Below are 16,109 nucleotides of genomic sequence, written 5' to 3' on the forward strand. Positions count from 1 at the left end.
GTGGACCTCTTCGAGTACGGCCTCGACGCCCCGATCTGCCTCACGTGGGAACTCACCTACGCCTGCAATCTGTCCTGCACGCACTGCCTCTCCAGCTCCGGCCGGCGCGACCCGCGCGAGCTGACCACGGCGGAGGCCAAGGCCGTCATCGACGAGCTGGAGGCCATGCAGGTCTTCTACGTCAACATCGGCGGCGGCGAGCCCACGGTCCGCCCCGACTTCTGGGAGCTGATCGACTACGCCACGGCGCACCACGTGGGCGTCAAGTTCTCCACGAACGGTGTGCGGATCACCCCCGAGGTCGCTCAGCGGTTGGCCCGCAACGACTACGTCGATGTACAGATCTCGCTCGACGGGGCGACCGCCGAGGTCAACGACGCGGTACGCGGCCCGGGTTCGTACGACACGGCGCTGCGCGCGATGCGGAACCTGGCCGACGCGGGGATGAAGAACTTCAAGCTCTCCGTCGTGTGCACCCGTCACAACATCCCGCAGATGGACGACTTCAAGGCCATCGCCGACCGCTACGGCGCGCAGTTGCGGCTGACCCGGCTGCGTCCGTCCGGCCGTGGCGCGGATGTGTGGGACGAACTGCACCCGCTGCCGGAGCAGCAGCGGGAGCTGTACGACTGGCTGGTGGCCCACGGCGAGCAGGTGCTCACCGGCGACTCCTTCTTCCATCTGTCCGCGTACGGACAGGCGCTGCCGGGCCTGAATCTGTGCGGGGCCGGCCGTGTGGTGTGCCTGATCGACCCGGTCGGGGACGTGTACGCGTGCCCCTTCGCGATCCATGACGAGTTCCTGGCCGGGAACGTCCGCCGGCCGGGCGGCTTCGCCCACGTGTGGCGGGAGTCGGAGCTGTTCCGGAGTCTGCGCGAGCCGCAGTCCGGTGGCGCGTGCGCGTCCTGCACGTTCTACGACACCTGCAAGGGCGGCTGCATGGCTGCCAAGTTCTTCACCGGGCTGCCGCTGGACGGCCCCGACCCCGAATGCGTACAGGGATACGGCGAGCAGTTGCTGGCCGACCGCCCGAAGGGCCAGGGCCACATCCCGAAGCCTTCCGGCGACCATTCCCACCGCACGACTCCCGCGCGGCGGTCGGGACCCGTGGACGTGGTCCTCACACGCCGACCGGACATGGACAGGCCGCCGGTCAGCGACTGTGCCGAGGACCCGCTGGCCGGGATGCGCCTGACTTGACGTGGCGCCCGCTTCACGGGCTTACGGACGACTCGCAAGAACGTCGCAGTGCAAACCCTCACAGAGAGAGCCGCACATGGGCCGCAGTCCCTGGTCGAATCCCTGGTTCGAGACCGTCGCGGAGGCTCAGCGCCGCGCCAAGAAGTACCTGCCGAGCACCGTCTACGGTGCACTCGTGGCTGGCTCGGAACGCGGCCGCACGATCGACGACAACACCGGCGCCTTCGCCGAACTCGGCTTCGCTCCGCGCGTGGTGGGCCATCACGCGGAGCGGGACCTCTCCACGACCGTGCTGGGCGTGCCGTCCGCGATGCCGGTCGTGATCTCGCCTACGGGCGTTCAGGCCGTCCACCCCGACGGCGAGGTCGCGGTGGCCCGTGCGGCGGCGAACCGAGGCGTGATCATGGGCCTGAGTTCCTTCGCCAGCAAGCCCCTGGAAGAGGTCACCGAGGCGAATCCGAACACCTTCTACCAGATGTACTGGATGGGCACCCGGGACTCCATGGTGCAGCGCATGGAGCGTGCGCGGGCCGCGGGGGCCAAGGCGCTGATCGCCACGCTGGACTGGTCCTTCTCCAACGGCCGCGACTGGGGAAGCCCGCCCATCCCGGAGAAGATCGACTTCCGGACGATGGTCAGGTTCGCGCCCGATGTCCTGCCTCATCCGCGCTGGCTGTGGACGTTCGCCAGGTCCCGGCGCATCCCCGACCTGACCACCCCCAACCTTCAGCCGCCCGGCGGCGAGGCCCCCACGTTCTTCGGCGCCTACGGCGAGTGGATACAGACCGCGCCGCCCACCTGGGAGGACGTCAAGTGGATACGTGAGGAGTGGGGCGGTCCGTTCCTGCTCAAGGGCGTGAGCCGGGTGGACGACGCCAAGCGGGCCGTCGACGCCGGTGTGTCCGGCATCTCGGTCTCCAACCACGGCGGCAACAACCTGGACACCACGCCCGCCACCATCCGGCTGCTGCCGTCGATCGTCGAGGCGGTCGGCGACGAGATCGAGGTCCTGCTCGACGGCGGCATCCGCCGTGGAGGCGATGTCGCAAAGGCCCTGGCCCTGGGCGCGCGGGCGGTCCTGATCGGCCGCGCCTACCTGTGGGGGCTGGCCGCCAACGGGCAGGCGGGCGTGGAGAACGTCCTGGACATCCTGCGCGGCGGACTCGACTCCGCCGTACTGGGCCTGGGGCACTCCTCGGTCCACGAGCTGTCGCCGGACGACCTGGTCATCCCGGACAGCTTCGCGCGCACCGCCGGAGCCTCGCGCACGGCCGGCCCGGTCGGCTAGCAGTGTCATCGCTCACCCAAGGGCAGGCGGAGGAGCTGGGTCGCTCGGTGTGGCCGGCCGTTCCGGCCGACGCGCTGGTGCTGGTCCCCGTCGGCTCGACCGAGCAACACGGGCCGCACCTGCCGTTGAACACGGACAGCGTCATTGCCCAGTCCGTAGCACAGTTGGCAGCCGAACAGCTGGGGTTCGCAAGGCCGGACCGTCCCGTGCTGCTGGCACCGACCATCGCCTACGGGGCCAGCGGCGAGCACGCGGGCTTCGCGGGGACGGTCTCCATCGGGCATGAGGCGCTGCGCGTCGTCCTTGTGGAGACCGTGCGGTCGCTGTCGCTGTGGGCCGGCCGTATCGTCTTCGTCAACGGCCACGGCGGCAATGTGCCCACGCTGGACGCGGCCGTCGGCCAACTCCGCAGCGAGGGCCACGATGTGTCGTGGCTCGGCTGCGAGACACCCGGCGGCGACGCGCACGCCGGCCGTGCGGAGACCTCGTTGATGCTGTACCTGGCACCCGGCGATGTCCGTCTGTCCGAGGCGGCCGTCGGCGACACCCGGCCTCTGGCTGTCGTCATGCCGGAGCTGATGGCCCGTGGCGTACGGGCCGTTTCGCCCTCCGGCGTGCTCGGCGACCCGACCGGTGCCTCGGCCGAGGAGGGACGTGCCGCGCTGGAGGCCATGGTTTCTGCCGCGGTACGCCGTATCGCGGCAGGTCGAACTGCGTCCCGAGGCCGCCTCGTCGGCACGGGCGATTCTTCCGCACCGCCGTGCCCATCGGCCCCGAGCATCCTCGTACCACCCGCTCCTCGGAAGAAGGCGGCGCACCCATGACGCTTCCCCACGGCTTCGTGGTCACCCTCGACCGGCACACCCGTGTCATCGACGACGGCCGGGCCGTCCTCGGCGGCAACCCGACCCGGCTGCTCCGGCTCAGCGCCCGTGCGCGACCGCTGTTGTCAGGGCGCACGGTGCGCGTGCGGGATGCGGCAAGCGCTGTGCTCGCCGACCGCCTGCTGGAGACCGGCCTGGCCAACCCGGTCGTCGAAGCCCTGCCAGCGCATCCCGCATCCGGCAACGGGGGCGCCCCGGACCCGGACTGTACGTACGTGATCCCGGTGCGCGACCGCCCCCAGGAACTCGCCCGACTCCTGGCCAGCATCCCCGCGGGCAGTCCGGTCATCGTGGTGGACGACGCCTCGCGCCGCCTCGACCTCGTCGCAGCCGTCGCCGCGGAGCACGGCGCGCGCCTGGTCCCCTTGACCGTCAACCTCGGACCGGCGGGTGCCCGCAACGCCGGGCTGCGCCTCGTCACCACGCCCTATGTGGCTTTCGTCGACTCGGACATCGTGCTGTCGCCGGACACGGTGCCCACTCTGCTGCGGCATTTCGCCGATCCCCGAGTCGCCATGGCGGTGCCCAGGATCACCGGCCTGGTCACCTCCGAGTCCTCCCGTTGGCTCGGCCGCTACGAAAGCACCCGGTCCTCCCTCGACCTGGGGGCGCACCCGGCCGCTGTCCGTCCCGGCACACCGGTCTCCTGGGCGCCCAGTGCATGCGCGGTCGCCCGCGTCGACGTACTGACCGATGGCGGGGGCTTCGACGAGCGGATGCGTGTGGGCGAGGACGTCGACCTGTGCTGGCGCCTGGTCCGGAAAGGCTGGCGCATTCGGTACGAACCATTCGTCGAGGCCGCCCACGAGCACCGGGTCGGCCTCGGCGACTGGTTCCAGCGCAAGGCCGTCTACGGCACGGGCGCGCACCCCCTCGCGGAGCGCCATCCCGAGAGCATCGCCCCGGCCGTGTTCGCCCCGTGGAGCACCGCGCTGGTCCTCACCCTGCTCGCCCAGCGCCGCTGGTCCCTCCCCGTGGCCGGATCCGTCTGGGCCGTCGCCACCGCCCGTATCGCAAGGAAGCTGACGAGCACCGAGCACCCGGTCCGACATGCGGCGCGGCTCTCTGCCGATGGCGCCGTGTCCGCCCTCGCCCAGGGGTCGGCGCTGCTGACCCGCCACTGGTGGCCGCTCACCGCCGTCGGATGCCTGGCCTCACGCCGCATCCGCCGCGCCACGGCCCTTGCAGCCATCACCGACATCGCCCTCGAATACCGCGGCGGCACCAACCGCCTGGACCCCATCCGGTACGGCATCGCCCGCCGTCTCGACGACCTCGCCTATGGTGCGGGCGTCTGGATCTCCGCCCTCAGAGGCCGCTCCACGGCTGCCCTGCGCCCCCGCATCGTCATGACCCGCAAGGGCGCACAACGGCAGCCCACCACGACAGCACTCCCCTCCATGGGAGACACAACCGTGACAGGGCAGCAGCCGCCGACGTCCGTGACAGGGCAGCAGCCGGCGCGTCGGGCTAAGCCGCGCCGAGTCCGTCGGTGACCTGCCGAATGGCCAGGTCGAGCAGATCGCCCAACTGGGCTTCCTCATCGGCCAGCCAGTGTTCGTAGGCGGCGATCGCCGCAGCAAGCAAGGTGTATCCGAAGAGCCGGGGCAACACCTCGGAGGTCGGCAGACCCATGCGCTTCGCCACGAACTCGGTGACGATCGCGCGCCACGAGGCATAGCGCAGGGTGGCGTCGGCCTGGAGGGTGGGCACGGTCAGGATGAGTTGCATGCGCTGCCGATGCCACGGCACATCGGTGGCGTCGTACCGGTTGAACTCGACGACGGCCTCCCGCAGGGCGTCCATGACCGGAGTGTTCGCGTCTGCCGCGTCCAGCAGGTCTCGCAGCCTGGCCAGCTGCTGCTCGAAGTCGCCCCACACCAGGTCGTTCTTCGACGCGAAGTAGCGGAAGAAGGTGCGTCGGCTGATGCCGGCGGCGCCGGCGATGTCGTCGACGGTGGTCTCGTCGAACCCTTGCCGCGCGAACAGCTCGAAGCCCAACCGCTCCAGGTCGGCCCGCGACGTGGCACGCGGGCGCCCGCTCCTGGCCGGAGTGCCGGCGATGAGGGTGCTCGAAGGCGGCTCCACACGCTCTCCCTTCCCCGGGCGACCGTCCCGTGATGCGGCGCGGCGCCAACAACATACGCCAGCGTGACGGCGGGAGTGCGCCGCTTGCCCGGTGCCACCGGCCTGGCGAACGACGAACGTAACTGCCACACCTCCTCTACTATTTCGGTCTGACCTTTGATATGTTTCACACACTCCCCCAGTGCCTTAAGGGCCTGGGAGGTGCCCCCAGGCTGCGGAGGCATGCGTACCGTGGACTTTCAACTCACCGAAGACCAGGAAACGATCCGCAAAGCCGTCGCCGGACTCGTCCGCGAATTCGACGACCACTACTGGATGCAGAAGGACCGGGACCACGAGTTCCCGGCCGAGTTCTACGCCGCCGTCGCGGGCGGCGGCTGGCTGGGTCTGACGATTCCCGAGGAGTACGGGGGCCACGGCCTCGGCATCACCGAGGCGACCCTGCTGCTCGAAGAGGTCGCGCGCTCGGGCGGTGGCATGAACGCCGCGAGCGCCATCCACCTGTCCATCTTCGGCATGCACCCCGTGGTGGTGCACGGCTCGGAGGAACTGAAGCGGCGTACGCTGCCCCGGATCGCAAACGGCGACCTGCACGTCTGCTTCGGCGTGACCGAACCGGGCGCGGGTCTTGACACGTCACGCATCACCACGTTCGCACGCCGCGAGGGCGACCACTACGTGGTGGACGGACGCAAGGTGTGGATCTCGAAGGCCATGGAGTCGGAGAAGATCCTGCTGCTGACGCGCACGTCGCGGATCGACGAGGTGGCACGGAAGACGGACGGCATGACGCTGTTCCTGACCGATCTGGACCGCAGCCACGTCGACATCCGTCCGATCCCCAAGATGGGCCGGAACGCGGTCACTTCGAACGAGGTGTTCATCGACGGCCTGAGGGTGCCCGTCGAGGACCGGGTCGGCGAGGAGGGCGAGGGCTTCCGCTATCTCCTCGACGGCCTCAACCCCGAGCGGATGCTGATCGCCGCCGAGGCGCTCGGGCTCGGCCGGGTCGCGCTCGACCGGGCGGTCAAGTACGGCGGGGAGCGCGTGGTGTTCGGCCGGCCGATCGGGATGAACCAGGGCATCCAGTTTCCGCTTGCGGACTCGCTGGCCCGGCTGGACGCCGCCGAGCTCGTGCTGCGGAAGGCCACCTGGCTCTACGACAACGGTCAGCCATGCGGGCGCGAGGCGAACACCGCCAAGTACCTGTGCGCGGACGCCGGTTTCGCCGCCGCCGACCGAGCGCTGCAGACCCATGGCGGCATGGGATACGCCGAGGAGTACGCCGTCGCGCGGTACTTCCGGGAGGCCCGCCTCCTCAAGATCGCACCGATCAGCCAGGAGATGGTCCTCAACTATCTGGGGTCGCACGTGCTGGGCATGCCGAGGAGCTACTGACGGGCGGACCACCCCGCCCTAGGCCCTGTCGTCAAACTCCCGCCTGCCCCGCGGCGTCTGGCACGCACGCTCGCCGCGTTGCCGAAAAGCCCTAGTAGCTCCGCTGCGAGGACTTTCCGGCGCCTTGCGATCGCACGCACCAGACGCCGCGGGGCCCGCCCTTCGGGCGGACGGCGGGAGTTTGACGACAGGGCCTAGACCGACAGTTGTTGAATGGTTCAGCCGGAGCCCGCACCCCGGGCCGGACCGTGGCCCGTGGGACCGCGGCCGCGACAAACCCGAAAGGCATGAACCCGTGCACAGCGCCGAGCCCCCCTCCCCGGCACCCGCAGGACGTGGCACGCCCGACCGCTCGAGAGCACGCTTCGATGCCCTGAGCGTGCCCAAGGCGTCGGACGTGCTGGCCGCCGAGGTACGCGAGCGGATCCTGTCCGGCGAGTTCCCCGAGGGGATGCCGCTCCCGCCGGAGCGGCAGCTCGTGGAGCAGACCGGACTGAGCCGCGCCACCGTCCGGGAGGCCCTGCGCATCCTGGAAGTGGAGCGGCTGCTGCGCATCAGACCGGGACGCGGTGGCGGGGCCTTCGTACACCGCCCCGACCACCAATCGCTGGCGAACACGGTGCAGTTGGTGATCCGGGGCCAGCAGATCCGGCTGGACGCCCTGCACGAGACCCGCGAGGCCATGGAGCCCGCGTGCGCCGCGCTGGCGGCCGGCAGGCGCACGGACCACGACCTCGCGGAGCTGGACGCGACGCACACGGAACTGGTCGAGGCGGGCGAGGACATCCCGCGCTTCCTGCGCGCCAACGTGCGCTGGCACACGGCGGTCGCGCGGGCCTCGGGGAACGAGCTGCTCATCGGGTTCATGAGCGCCCTGTCGCAGTCGATCTACGCCGCGACCGACATCCAGCAGTTCATGGACACGGAGATCCGCGCCATCACCGCGCGGGCCCACGCGAGCATCACGAAGGCGATCCGGGATGGCGACCCCGCCGCGGCCAGACGGCGCATGGAGCGCCACGTCTGCGGCTTCGCGCGGGCCGCCGCGCGGGTCGACTCCCGGGAGAGCCTCGACCTGGCAGGTACGGAGGGCGAGTTGGCCCCGCCAGAGGCCGACTGACCTTGCGCCGGCCGTTCACGCGACGAGGCAGGCACATATGCGAGAACCCCGTTTACACTAAGCGGTAAGAGCATTGACACCTATTCGGTCTGACCTTTAGCGTGAGCTGAGGTTGCGGTGGCTGCACGGCCGCCGGACGGCTTCCGGAGATGGGGTCCCATGGGCGACGAAAGCTCCGTCCTGACCGTGACCGCGGACGGCGACGTCCGTATCGTCACGCTCAATCGACCAGACCAGCTGAACGGCGTGTCCGAAGAGCTCCACCGCCGCCTTGCGGAGGTGTGGCGCGAGCTCGCGGCCGACGACGCGGCCCGCGCCGTGGTGCTGACCGGCGCCGGCCGCGCCTTCAGCGCCGGCGGCGACTTCGGCCACCTGCTGCGCCACCACAGCGACCCCGCGCTTCGGGACCGCTCCATCCGCCTTGACCGGGCGATCCAGACGGAGATGATCCGCTTCCCGCTGCCGGTCGTCGCGGCCGTGAACGGACCAGCGGTCGGCCTTGGTTGCAGCCTCGCACTCGGCTGCGACCTCGTCCTGATGGCGGACGACGCCTACCTCGCCGATCCGCATGTGTCGGTCGGACTGGTGGCGGGCGACGGCGGGGTCACCCTGTGGCCGCTGCTCACCAGTCTGCTGCGGGCAAAGGAGTACTTGTTCACCGGCGACCGCATACCGGCCGCGAAGGCCGTCGAGCTGGGTCTGGCCAACCGTGTGGTCCCCGCCGCCGAGCTGGAACGCGAGGCGCTGGCGCTGGCGCACCGGTTGGCCGCCCAGCCCGCCCAGGCGCTGCGCGCCACCAAGGCGGCGCTCGCCGTGGTGGTGGAGCAGGTGTCCCGCGGCGGCATGGAGGCGGCGCTGATGGCCGAGCAGTCCACCATGGCGAGCCCCGAATACCTGCAGATCGTCAGCAAGCTGGCGTCCGGCGCCAAGAGCCGCGCGTCCGAGACCCAGGAGGCGTAGAGCGTGGAGGCGGAGGAGTTCCGGCTGGTACGCGAGGCGCTGCGGGCCTTCGCCGAGCGGTACCGATGTGCTTCGGCAGAGGTGAAGCCCGCCGACCGGGCGGCCGCGCAGCAGGCGCTGGACGCGCTCGGCCTGGCCGAGCTGCGTGCGTCCACACCGCCGTCGGCCACCGCGCAGGAGTGCGCGCTGCTCGCCGAGGAACACGGCCGGTATCCGCTGGCCACGTCCTTCCTCGGGACCGTGCTGCTGGCCCCGGAGCTGCTGCGGCTGTTGGAGGCCGACGGCGGCCCAGTGGCGTACGAGGGTGTGCCGACCGTCGCGCTCGCACGCGACCTGCGGCTTCCGGGCCGTGGCACCACGGACGGTGCGGACCTGGTGGGCTGGGACTGCCAGGGCGCCGACGGGGCGCTGTGGGTCGCGGACGACGACACAGTGCGCTGGTCCGGCCTTGGCACCCCTACCCCGACCACCGACCCGCTGCGCACCGTCCGCGCCCTGCGCTCCGACGCCCCTCCCGCCGTCCTCGGGCGACTCGATGCCGAACGTCGGCAGTACTGGCAGGCGTGGGCGCTCGTGATGGTCACCAGTGAACTGGTGGGCGGCGCCCGCTCATTCCTCGCGCAGAGCACTGACTACGCCCGCGAACGCACCCAGTACGGGCGTCCTATCGGCTCTTTCCAGGCCGTGCAGCACCTGCTCGCCGACGCCACCGTCGCCGTGGAAGCCTGCACGAGCGCCGTCCGGTACGCGGCCTGGTGCCTCGACCACGCGCCGCCCGAAGCCGCCCTCGCCGCCGCACGCGTGGCGAAGGCCGAGGCGAACGAGTCTGCCGTCGAGGCGGTCTACACCGGGATGCAGGTGTTCGGCGGCATCGCACAGACCTGGGAGCACACAGCCCACCTGTATCTGCGCCGGGTCCTGCTCGGCGCCACCGGGCTGGCCCGTTCCGCGGACCTGCTGCCCGTACTCGCCGCGCCGGCGCAGGCATGACTCGCCCGGGCAGCAGTGACACCGGACGACACCAGACATGAACTCCCGAGCAAACACGACCTCCCGAGGAGGCGCCGTGACCGATGACCCGCTGGACTTCGGCGATCCGGCCGACCTCGAGCAGCTGCGCCGCGAGTTCCGCGCCTGGCTGGCCGCGAACCCGCTGCCCGAGCGGCTGCCGGACGAGCCGACGGCGGTGTTCCTGCACCGCTGGCACCGTCAGCTCCACGCGGGCGGCTGGGTCGGCCTGGACGTACCCGAGCTCTACGGCGGACGCGGCCTGACCGCGCTGCACCAGGTAGCAGTCAGCGACGAGCTGGGCGCCTGCCGCGCCCCCGGCGTCCCGCGCATCGGCTACCTCGCCCACGCCCTGCTGGAGTTCGGCTCCGAGGAGCAGCGGCTGCGGCTGCTGCCACGGATGCTGTCCGGTGACGACGTGTGGTGCCAGGGCTTCAGCGAACCCGGCGCCGGCTCGGACCTGGCCGGGATGAGCACGTACGCCGAACGGCACGACGGCCACTACACGGTCCGCGGCCAGAAACTGTGGACCAGCTACGCCCAGTACTCGGACTACTGCCTGCTGCTCGCCCGCACCGACCGGTCCGCGCCTGCGCACTCCTCCATCTCGGCCTTCGTCCTCCCGCTGGACCGCGAAGGCGTGACCGTACGGCCGCTGCGCGCCGCAAACGGTGACGACGAGTTCTGCGAACTGTTCCTCGACGACGTGCGGATCGAGGAGGACGAGCGCATCGGTTCCGAAGGCGACGGCTGGCCGCTCGCCATGACCACCGTCAACTACGAGCGCAACGCCCTCGACACCGGCCACCTCTCCAAGTACGGACTGCTCCTGGAACGCCTGCGGCAGGCGCTCCAGGACCGCCGGGACGACCCCCCGGACGGGATGGTCTCGGCGGTCGGCCGGTGCGTCGCCGACTACCAGGTGCTGGTAGCCCACGCCCGCCGCCGCACCGCCGAACGCCTGGCCGGGCAGGGCGCGGGCCCGGAGTCGTCCGTCGACAAGCTGCTGATGACCCGCACCGAGCAGCGGCTGTACGAGACGGCGCTCAAGGTGCTTCCCGAGGAGCTGTTCCGCGAGGGCGGCGAGGTGTTCGGCGAGTACCTCTACTCGCGGGCCGCCTCCGTGTACGGCGGCACCTCGCAGATCCAGCGGAACATCATCGCCAAGCGCCTGCTGCGCCTGCCGTCGGCGGGATAGGCCGCATTCCCTCGCGGGGTTCCGCAGCACCCCAGCGTTCAGCCGATCGGAGCCGACCATGCGATACGACCAGGAGTACCGCAGCATCCCGCACGTCATACGGCGCGCCGCCCAGCGCTTCGGCGACGCGCCGGCCCTCGTCGACGGTGACCTCCGCTGGAGCTTCCGAGAGCTGGAGCGGCAGATGGTGCGCTCCGTGCGGGCTGCGCTCGCGCTCGGCATCGGGCCGGGCGACCGGGTGGGCCTGTGCGCGCCCAACTCCGCGGAGTGGATCGTCGCCGCACTCGGCATCCAGGGCGCCGGGGGCATCGTGGTCCCTCTCAACACCCGCTTCAAGGCGGCCGAACTCTCGTACATCCTGCGCAAGTCGGAGGCGAAGGCGCTCTTCGCGTCGTCGTTCCTCGGTACCGACTACATCGACGACCTGCTCAAGGAGGACCCGGAGCTGCCCGCGCTGCGCACCACCGTGTCGATCCTCGGCCCGCGGGGGGCGGCGGACCTGGACTGGCCGGGCTTTCTCAACCGTGGCGAGAGCGTGTCCGACGCCGAGGCGAACGCCGCCGTCGACCGCCTGACCCCCGACGACATCTCCGACGTGATGTTCACGTCCGGGACCACCGGCCACCCCAAGGGCGTGATCCTCACCCACGGCCAGTCGCTGCGCGCCTACGGCTGGATGTCCGAGGAGTACACCTTCACGGAATCCGACACCTTCCTTGTGATCCCGCCGTTCTTCCACTGCTTCGGCTACAAGGCGGGCTGGCTTGCGTCGCTGATCCACGGCGTCACCGTGATCCCCATGCGGCTCTTCGACGCGGGCCAGGCACTGGAGCTGATCAGCAGGGAGAAGGTCAGCATCCTGCTCGGGCCGCCGACGATCTTCCAGGACCTGATCAACCATCCGCGCAGGCGCGCGCTCGACGTGTCCTCGCTGCGAGTATCGATGACGGGCGGCACTACCATCCCGGAGCAGCTCATCCACGCCATGAAGGACGACCTGTCCTTCGACATCGTGATGAGCGCCTACGGCCTCACCGAGGCGTCAGCCCTGGCGACGACCACCCGGATCGGGGACAACGCCCCGACTGTGGCGCGTACCACCGGACGCGCGATCCCGGACGTGGAGGTGCGGATCGCGGACGACCAGGGGCGCGCCCTGCCCGCCGGCGAGCCGGGCGAGATCCAGGTGCGCGGCTACACCGTGACCCGCGGCTACTGGGAGGACCCCGAGGCCACGGCGGCGGCGTTCGACCCGGACGGCTGGTTGCACACCGGCGACATCGGCGTGCTCGACGCGGACGGCAACCTGTCGATCGTCGACCGCAAGAAGGACATGTACATCGTCGGCGGCTTCAACGCCTACCCCGCCGAGATCGAGAAACTGTTGCTCGGCTGCGAACCGGTCCAGCAGGCCGCGGTGGTCGGCGTACCGGACGAGCGACTCGGCGAGGTCGGCTGCGCCTTCGTGGTCCTCAAGCCCGGCCACCAGACGACCGAGGCGGACGTCATCGCGTGGGCGCGCGCCCACATGGCCAACTTCAAGGTGCCGCGGCACGTCCGCATCGTCGGCGAACTGCCGCGCAACGCAAGCCAGAAGGTGCTCAAGGACCAGCTCCGGGCACGGTTCGCGAACGACTGAGCGCGCGGGCTCGCGCACCTGGGAGGGAGAAAGAGCGTGACGAGCACGCAGGACGGCGGTACGGAGGCCTCCTCGGCCAGGCCGCTGTCGGGCGGTACGGACGACTCCGCGGGCGGGCCGCTGTCGGACGGTGCGGACGAATCCGCGGGCGGGCCGCTGTCGGGAATCACCGTGATCTCACTGGAGCAGGCGGTCTCGGCCCCGATGTGCACCCGGACGCTGGGCGATCTCGGCGCGCGGGTCATCAAGATCGAGAGCCCGCACGGGGGCGACTTCACCCGGTACTACGACGACGCGGTGCACGGCCTGGCCGCGCACTTCGTGTGGGTGAACCGGGGCAAGGAGTCGGTGACCCTGGATCTGAAATCGTCCGCCGGCTCGGAGGTGCTCCACCGGCTGCTGGACCGCGCCCACGTGTTCGTCTCGAACCTCGCGCCCGGCGCGGCGGCGAAACTCGGCCTCTCCACCGCCGACCTGGCCGTACGTCACCCCGACCTGATCAGCGTGGACATCGACGGTTACGGGCCCGGCGGACCGCTCTCCCACAAACGGGCCTACGACCTGCTGGTCCAGGCCGAGTCCGGCGCCTGCGCGATCACCGGGCTGCCCGGCACACCGGCCAAGCCAGGGCCGCCCGCGGCGGACGTCTGCACCGGCCTGTACGCGGCACTGTCCGTCGTGGCACTGCTGCACGAGCGGGCGCAGGGGCGCAGCCGCTCCCCCGCCACGGCATCGGTAAGCATGTTCGACACCATGGCCGAGCTCATGGGGTACCCCCTGACGTACACCCGGCACACCGGCGTCGACCAGCAGCCGGTCGGCATGGGCTCCCCGGCGGTCGCACCGTACGGGGCGTACCAGACCGCAGACGGGCACACCGTGGTGCTGGGCACCACCAACGACCGCGAGTGGCAGCGCTTCGCCCGCGACCTACTGGAGCGCCCGGATCTTGCGGACGACGAGCGGCTGCGTACGACCGCAGACCGGGTCGCCCGGCGGGAGCTGCTGGACCGGGAGATCGGTGGCTGGTGCGCGGGACGGACGCTGGAACGCATCCAGTCCGCGGCGGACGCCGCCGGGATCGGCAACGCCAAGCTCAACACGCCGAGCGAGGTACTCGACCACCCGCAGCTGACCGCCCGCGACCGCTGGCGCGAGATCGCCACACCGGGCGGGCCGACGCCCGCGCTGCTGCCGCCGCCGGTACTGCCCGGTTACGAGCCACCGATGGGCGCGGTCCCGGAACTCGGCAGCCATACGGAGGCCGTGCTTGCCGAACTCGGCCTGGGAGAAGCGGAGATCGCCGAGCTGCGCGCCTCCGGAGCGCTCGGAGGGCAGCCGCGGTGACTGTGAGCGAGGAGCCGGTGCTGCTGACCCACGACAGCGACGGTGTACGCACCCTGACCCTGAACCGGCCGCACCGCCGGAACGCGATCGACGATGAGCTGTGGCGGTCGCTGCGCGACGCCTTGACCGCGGCGGGGAACGACCGCGACGTACGGGTCCTCATGATCACGGGGGCGGGTGGAGCGTTCTGCTCGGGCGCCGACATCTCGGGCGGGTTGCGCACCGAGCACCCCACGTACCGGATGCGGGCGCTGAGCGAGGTGGCCCTGCTGCTGCACGAACTGCCCGTGCCGACCGTGGCGAAGGTGACCGGCGTTGCGGTCGGCGCCGGGTGGAATCTGGCGCTCGGCTGCGACCTGGTGGTGGCCACGCCCGGCGCGCGGTTCTCGCAGATCTTCGCGCGGCGCGGGCTCTCCCTTGACCTGGGCGGCTCCTGGCTGCTGCCCAAACTGGTGGGGCTGCAGCAGGCCAAGCGGCTCGCACTGCTCGCCGAGACGCTCGACGCCGAACAGGCCCGCGCCCTGAACCTGGTGACCTGGGTGGTACCGGACGACGAGGTGGACACCTTCACGGACGGCGTGTGCGCCCGCCTGGCGAGCGGGGCGCCGGTGGCACTGGCGCAGAACAAGGCCCTGCTCAACGAGGGCGCCGACAGGACGCTACGGGACGCCCTGGCCGCCGAGGCGCGGGCCCAGGCCGTCAACTTCGCGACGTGTGACGTGGCGGAGGCGTACGCCGCCTACGCCGAACGGCGCGAACCGAAATTCACGGGAGCCTGGGCAGTGCCCGTCGGCGACCGTGCCCGACGAGGAGGCAGCGATGCGTGAAGCGGTTGTGGTGGAGGCGCTCCGCACCCCGGTGGGGAAGCGGAACGGCGGCCTGGCCGGGGTACACCCCGCGGACCTGTCGGCACTGGTGCTGAACGCGCTGGTGGCGCGGACCGGCATCGACCCGGCCGTCGTCGACGACGTGGTCTGGGGCTGCGTCTCGCAGGTCGGCGACCAGTCCAGCAACATCGGGCGGTACGCGGTGCTCGCCGCCGGCTGGCCCGACAGCGTGCCGGGCACGACCGTCAACCGGGCGTGCGGATCGAGCCAGCAGGCGCTGGACTTCGCCGCCCAAGCTGTGCTGTCCGGGCAGTACGAGGTGGTGGTGGCGGGCGGCGTCGAGGCGATGAGCAGGGTGCCGCTCGGCGCAGCAAGGGAGGGCGGGATGCCGTACGGGCCGCGCGTGCTGGCCCGCTATGACGGCTTCTCCTTCAACCAGGGCATCTCCGCCGAGAAGATCGCCCGCAAGTGGGGCTTCGACCGCACCCGCCTCGACGAGTTCGCGGCCCTCTCCCACGAACGTGCCGCCGCCGCCCAGGACGCAGGCGCGTTCGATGCGGAGATCGTCCCGGTCCCGGTCGACGGGGTGAAGGTGACGGCCGACGAAGGAGTGCGGCGCGGCACCAGCGCGGCAACCCTGGCCAAGCTGAAGCCGTCCTTCCAGGAGGACGGGGTGATCCACGCGGGCAACGCCTCGCAGATCTCCGACGGCGCCGCGGCACTCCTGGTCACCACCCCGGAGAAGGCGCGCGACCTGGGCCTCACCCCGCTGGTGCGCTACCGGGCGGGCGCGGTCGCCGGCGCCGACCCCGTGCTGATGCTCACCGGGCCGATTCCCGCGACCGAGAAGGTGCTACGCAAGGCGGGCGTCGGCCTGGACGAGGTCGGGGTGTTCGAGGTCAACGAGGCGTTCGCGCCCATCCCGCTGGCCTGGCTGGCGGAGACGGGCGCGGATCCGGCGCTGGTCAACCCGCTGGGCGGGGCGATCGCACTCGGGCACCCGCTCGGCGCCTCCGGCGCGGTCCTCATGACGCGGATGATCCACCACATGCGCGCGCACGGAATCCGCTACGGCCTGCAGACCATGTGCGAGGGCGGCGGCACGGCCAACGCCACGCTCGTCGAGCTGCCGTCCTGACGAAGCCACAGGTA

The 16,109-nt window shown here is 71.1% G+C and carries 14 protein-coding genes; 13 read left to right on the forward strand and 1 reads right to left on the reverse strand.

Annotated elements, in window-relative coordinates; all coding sequences use genetic code 11:
- The 4 genes from mftC to mftF all read left to right on the forward strand — a co-directional run bounded on the left by mftC (position 1) and on the right by mftF (position 4,868).
- Complete coding sequence (gene mftC / locus ACSMXV_RS02115; RefSeq protein WP_473175981.1) at positions 1-1,200, forward strand: mycofactocin radical SAM maturase; 1,200 nt, start codon at positions 1-3, stop codon at positions 1,198-1,200.
- 76 nt (positions 1,201-1,276) lie between these two features.
- Positions 1,277-2,488: a pre-mycofactocin synthase MftD gene (gene mftD, locus ACSMXV_RS02120; protein WP_473175982.1), complete on the forward strand. Its 1,212-nt coding sequence runs from the start codon at positions 1,277-1,279 to the stop codon at positions 2,486-2,488.
- Between the two features lie 2 nt (positions 2,489-2,490).
- A complete protein-coding gene (mftE, locus tag ACSMXV_RS02125) occupies positions 2,491-3,312 on the forward strand; it encodes a mycofactocin biosynthesis peptidyl-dipeptidase MftE (protein ID WP_473175983.1) in 822 nt (273 codons plus the stop codon).
- A complete protein-coding gene (mftF, locus tag ACSMXV_RS02130; RefSeq protein WP_473175984.1) occupies positions 3,309-4,868 on the forward strand; it encodes a mycofactocin biosynthesis glycosyltransferase MftF in 1,560 nt (519 codons plus the stop codon). Before mftE ends, mftF begins: the two co-directional genes overlap by 4 nt.
- On the opposite strand, the gene mftR is transcribed toward mftF, so the two are convergent.
- A complete protein-coding gene (mftR, locus tag ACSMXV_RS02135) occupies positions 4,843-5,460 on the reverse strand; it encodes a mycofactocin system transcriptional regulator (protein ID WP_473175985.1) in 618 nt (205 codons plus the stop codon). The two genes, mftF and mftR, sit on opposite strands and share 26 nt — an antisense overlap.
- Before the next feature lie 222 nt (positions 5,461-5,682).
- Between mftR and ACSMXV_RS02140 the strand changes: the two genes are divergently transcribed.
- The 9 genes from ACSMXV_RS02140 to ACSMXV_RS02180 all read left to right on the forward strand — a co-directional run bounded on the left by ACSMXV_RS02140 (position 5,683) and on the right by ACSMXV_RS02180 (position 16,095).
- Positions 5,683-6,858, forward strand: a complete 1,176-nt coding sequence (locus ACSMXV_RS02140; RefSeq protein WP_473175986.1) for an acyl-CoA dehydrogenase family protein — start codon at positions 5,683-5,685, stop codon at positions 6,856-6,858.
- 379 nt (positions 6,859-7,237) lie between these two features.
- Positions 7,238-7,978 (forward strand): FadR/GntR family transcriptional regulator, encoded by a 741-nt coding sequence (locus ACSMXV_RS02145; RefSeq protein WP_473175987.1) that lies wholly within the window; start codon positions 7,238-7,240, stop codon positions 7,976-7,978.
- Positions 7,979-8,137: 159 nt separating this feature from the next.
- A complete protein-coding gene (locus ACSMXV_RS02150) occupies positions 8,138-8,938 on the forward strand; it encodes an enoyl-CoA hydratase/isomerase family protein (RefSeq protein ID WP_473175988.1) in 801 nt (266 codons plus the stop codon).
- 3 nt (positions 8,939-8,941) lie between these two features.
- The gene (locus tag ACSMXV_RS02155) at positions 8,942-9,928 is read left to right on the forward strand and encodes an acyl-CoA dehydrogenase family protein (protein WP_473175989.1); all 987 of its coding nucleotides are present in this window, start codon (positions 8,942-8,944) and stop codon (positions 9,926-9,928) included.
- Positions 9,929-10,004: 76 nt separating this feature from the next.
- Positions 10,005-11,144, forward strand: coding sequence for an acyl-CoA dehydrogenase family protein (locus ACSMXV_RS02160; protein WP_473175990.1), 1,140 nt, complete (start codon positions 10,005-10,007; stop codon positions 11,142-11,144).
- A gap of 58 nt (positions 11,145-11,202) precedes the next feature.
- Complete coding sequence (locus ACSMXV_RS02165) at positions 11,203-12,783, forward strand: FadD3 family acyl-CoA ligase (protein ID WP_473175991.1); 1,581 nt, start codon at positions 11,203-11,205, stop codon at positions 12,781-12,783.
- Between the two features lie 120 nt (positions 12,784-12,903).
- Positions 12,904-14,130, forward strand: a complete 1,227-nt coding sequence (locus tag ACSMXV_RS02170; RefSeq protein WP_473179211.1) for a CaiB/BaiF CoA transferase family protein — start codon at positions 12,904-12,906, stop codon at positions 14,128-14,130.
- Positions 14,127-14,957, forward strand: coding sequence for an enoyl-CoA hydratase/isomerase family protein (locus tag ACSMXV_RS02175; protein ID WP_473175992.1), 831 nt, complete (start codon positions 14,127-14,129; stop codon positions 14,955-14,957). The genes ACSMXV_RS02170 and ACSMXV_RS02175 overlap by 4 nt, the downstream gene beginning before the upstream one ends.
- Entirely contained in the window at positions 14,950-16,095 is a 1,146-nt protein-coding gene (locus tag ACSMXV_RS02180; protein WP_473175993.1) for a thiolase family protein, read from the forward strand. The genes ACSMXV_RS02175 and ACSMXV_RS02180 overlap by 8 nt, the downstream gene beginning before the upstream one ends.
- The last annotated feature ends 14 nt before the right edge of the window (positions 16,096-16,109 follow it).

Source organism: Streptomyces sp. DSM 42067, assembly GCF_055792885.1.

What these genes read in the sequence shown, in the direction of transcription:
- mftD (WP_473175982.1), top strand. Translation starts at nt 1,277, where the DNA reads ATGGGCCGCAGTCCCTGGTCGAATCCCTGGTTCGAGACCGTCGCGGAG.
- ACSMXV_RS02140 (WP_473175986.1), top strand. Translation starts at nt 5,683, where the DNA reads ATGCGTACCGTGGACTTTCAACTCACCGAAGACCAGGAAACGATCCGC.
- ACSMXV_RS02180 (WP_473175993.1), top strand. Translation starts at nt 14,950, where the DNA reads ATGCGTGAAGCGGTTGTGGTGGAGGCGCTCCGCACCCCGGTGGGGAAG.
- ACSMXV_RS02150 (WP_473175988.1), top strand. Translation starts at nt 8,138, where the DNA reads ATGGGCGACGAAAGCTCCGTCCTGACCGTGACCGCGGACGGCGACGTC.
- mftF (WP_473175984.1), top strand. Translation starts at nt 3,309, where the DNA reads ATGACGCTTCCCCACGGCTTCGTGGTCACCCTCGACCGGCACACCCGT.
- ACSMXV_RS02165 (WP_473175991.1), top strand. Translation starts at nt 11,203, where the DNA reads ATGCGATACGACCAGGAGTACCGCAGCATCCCGCACGTCATACGGCGC.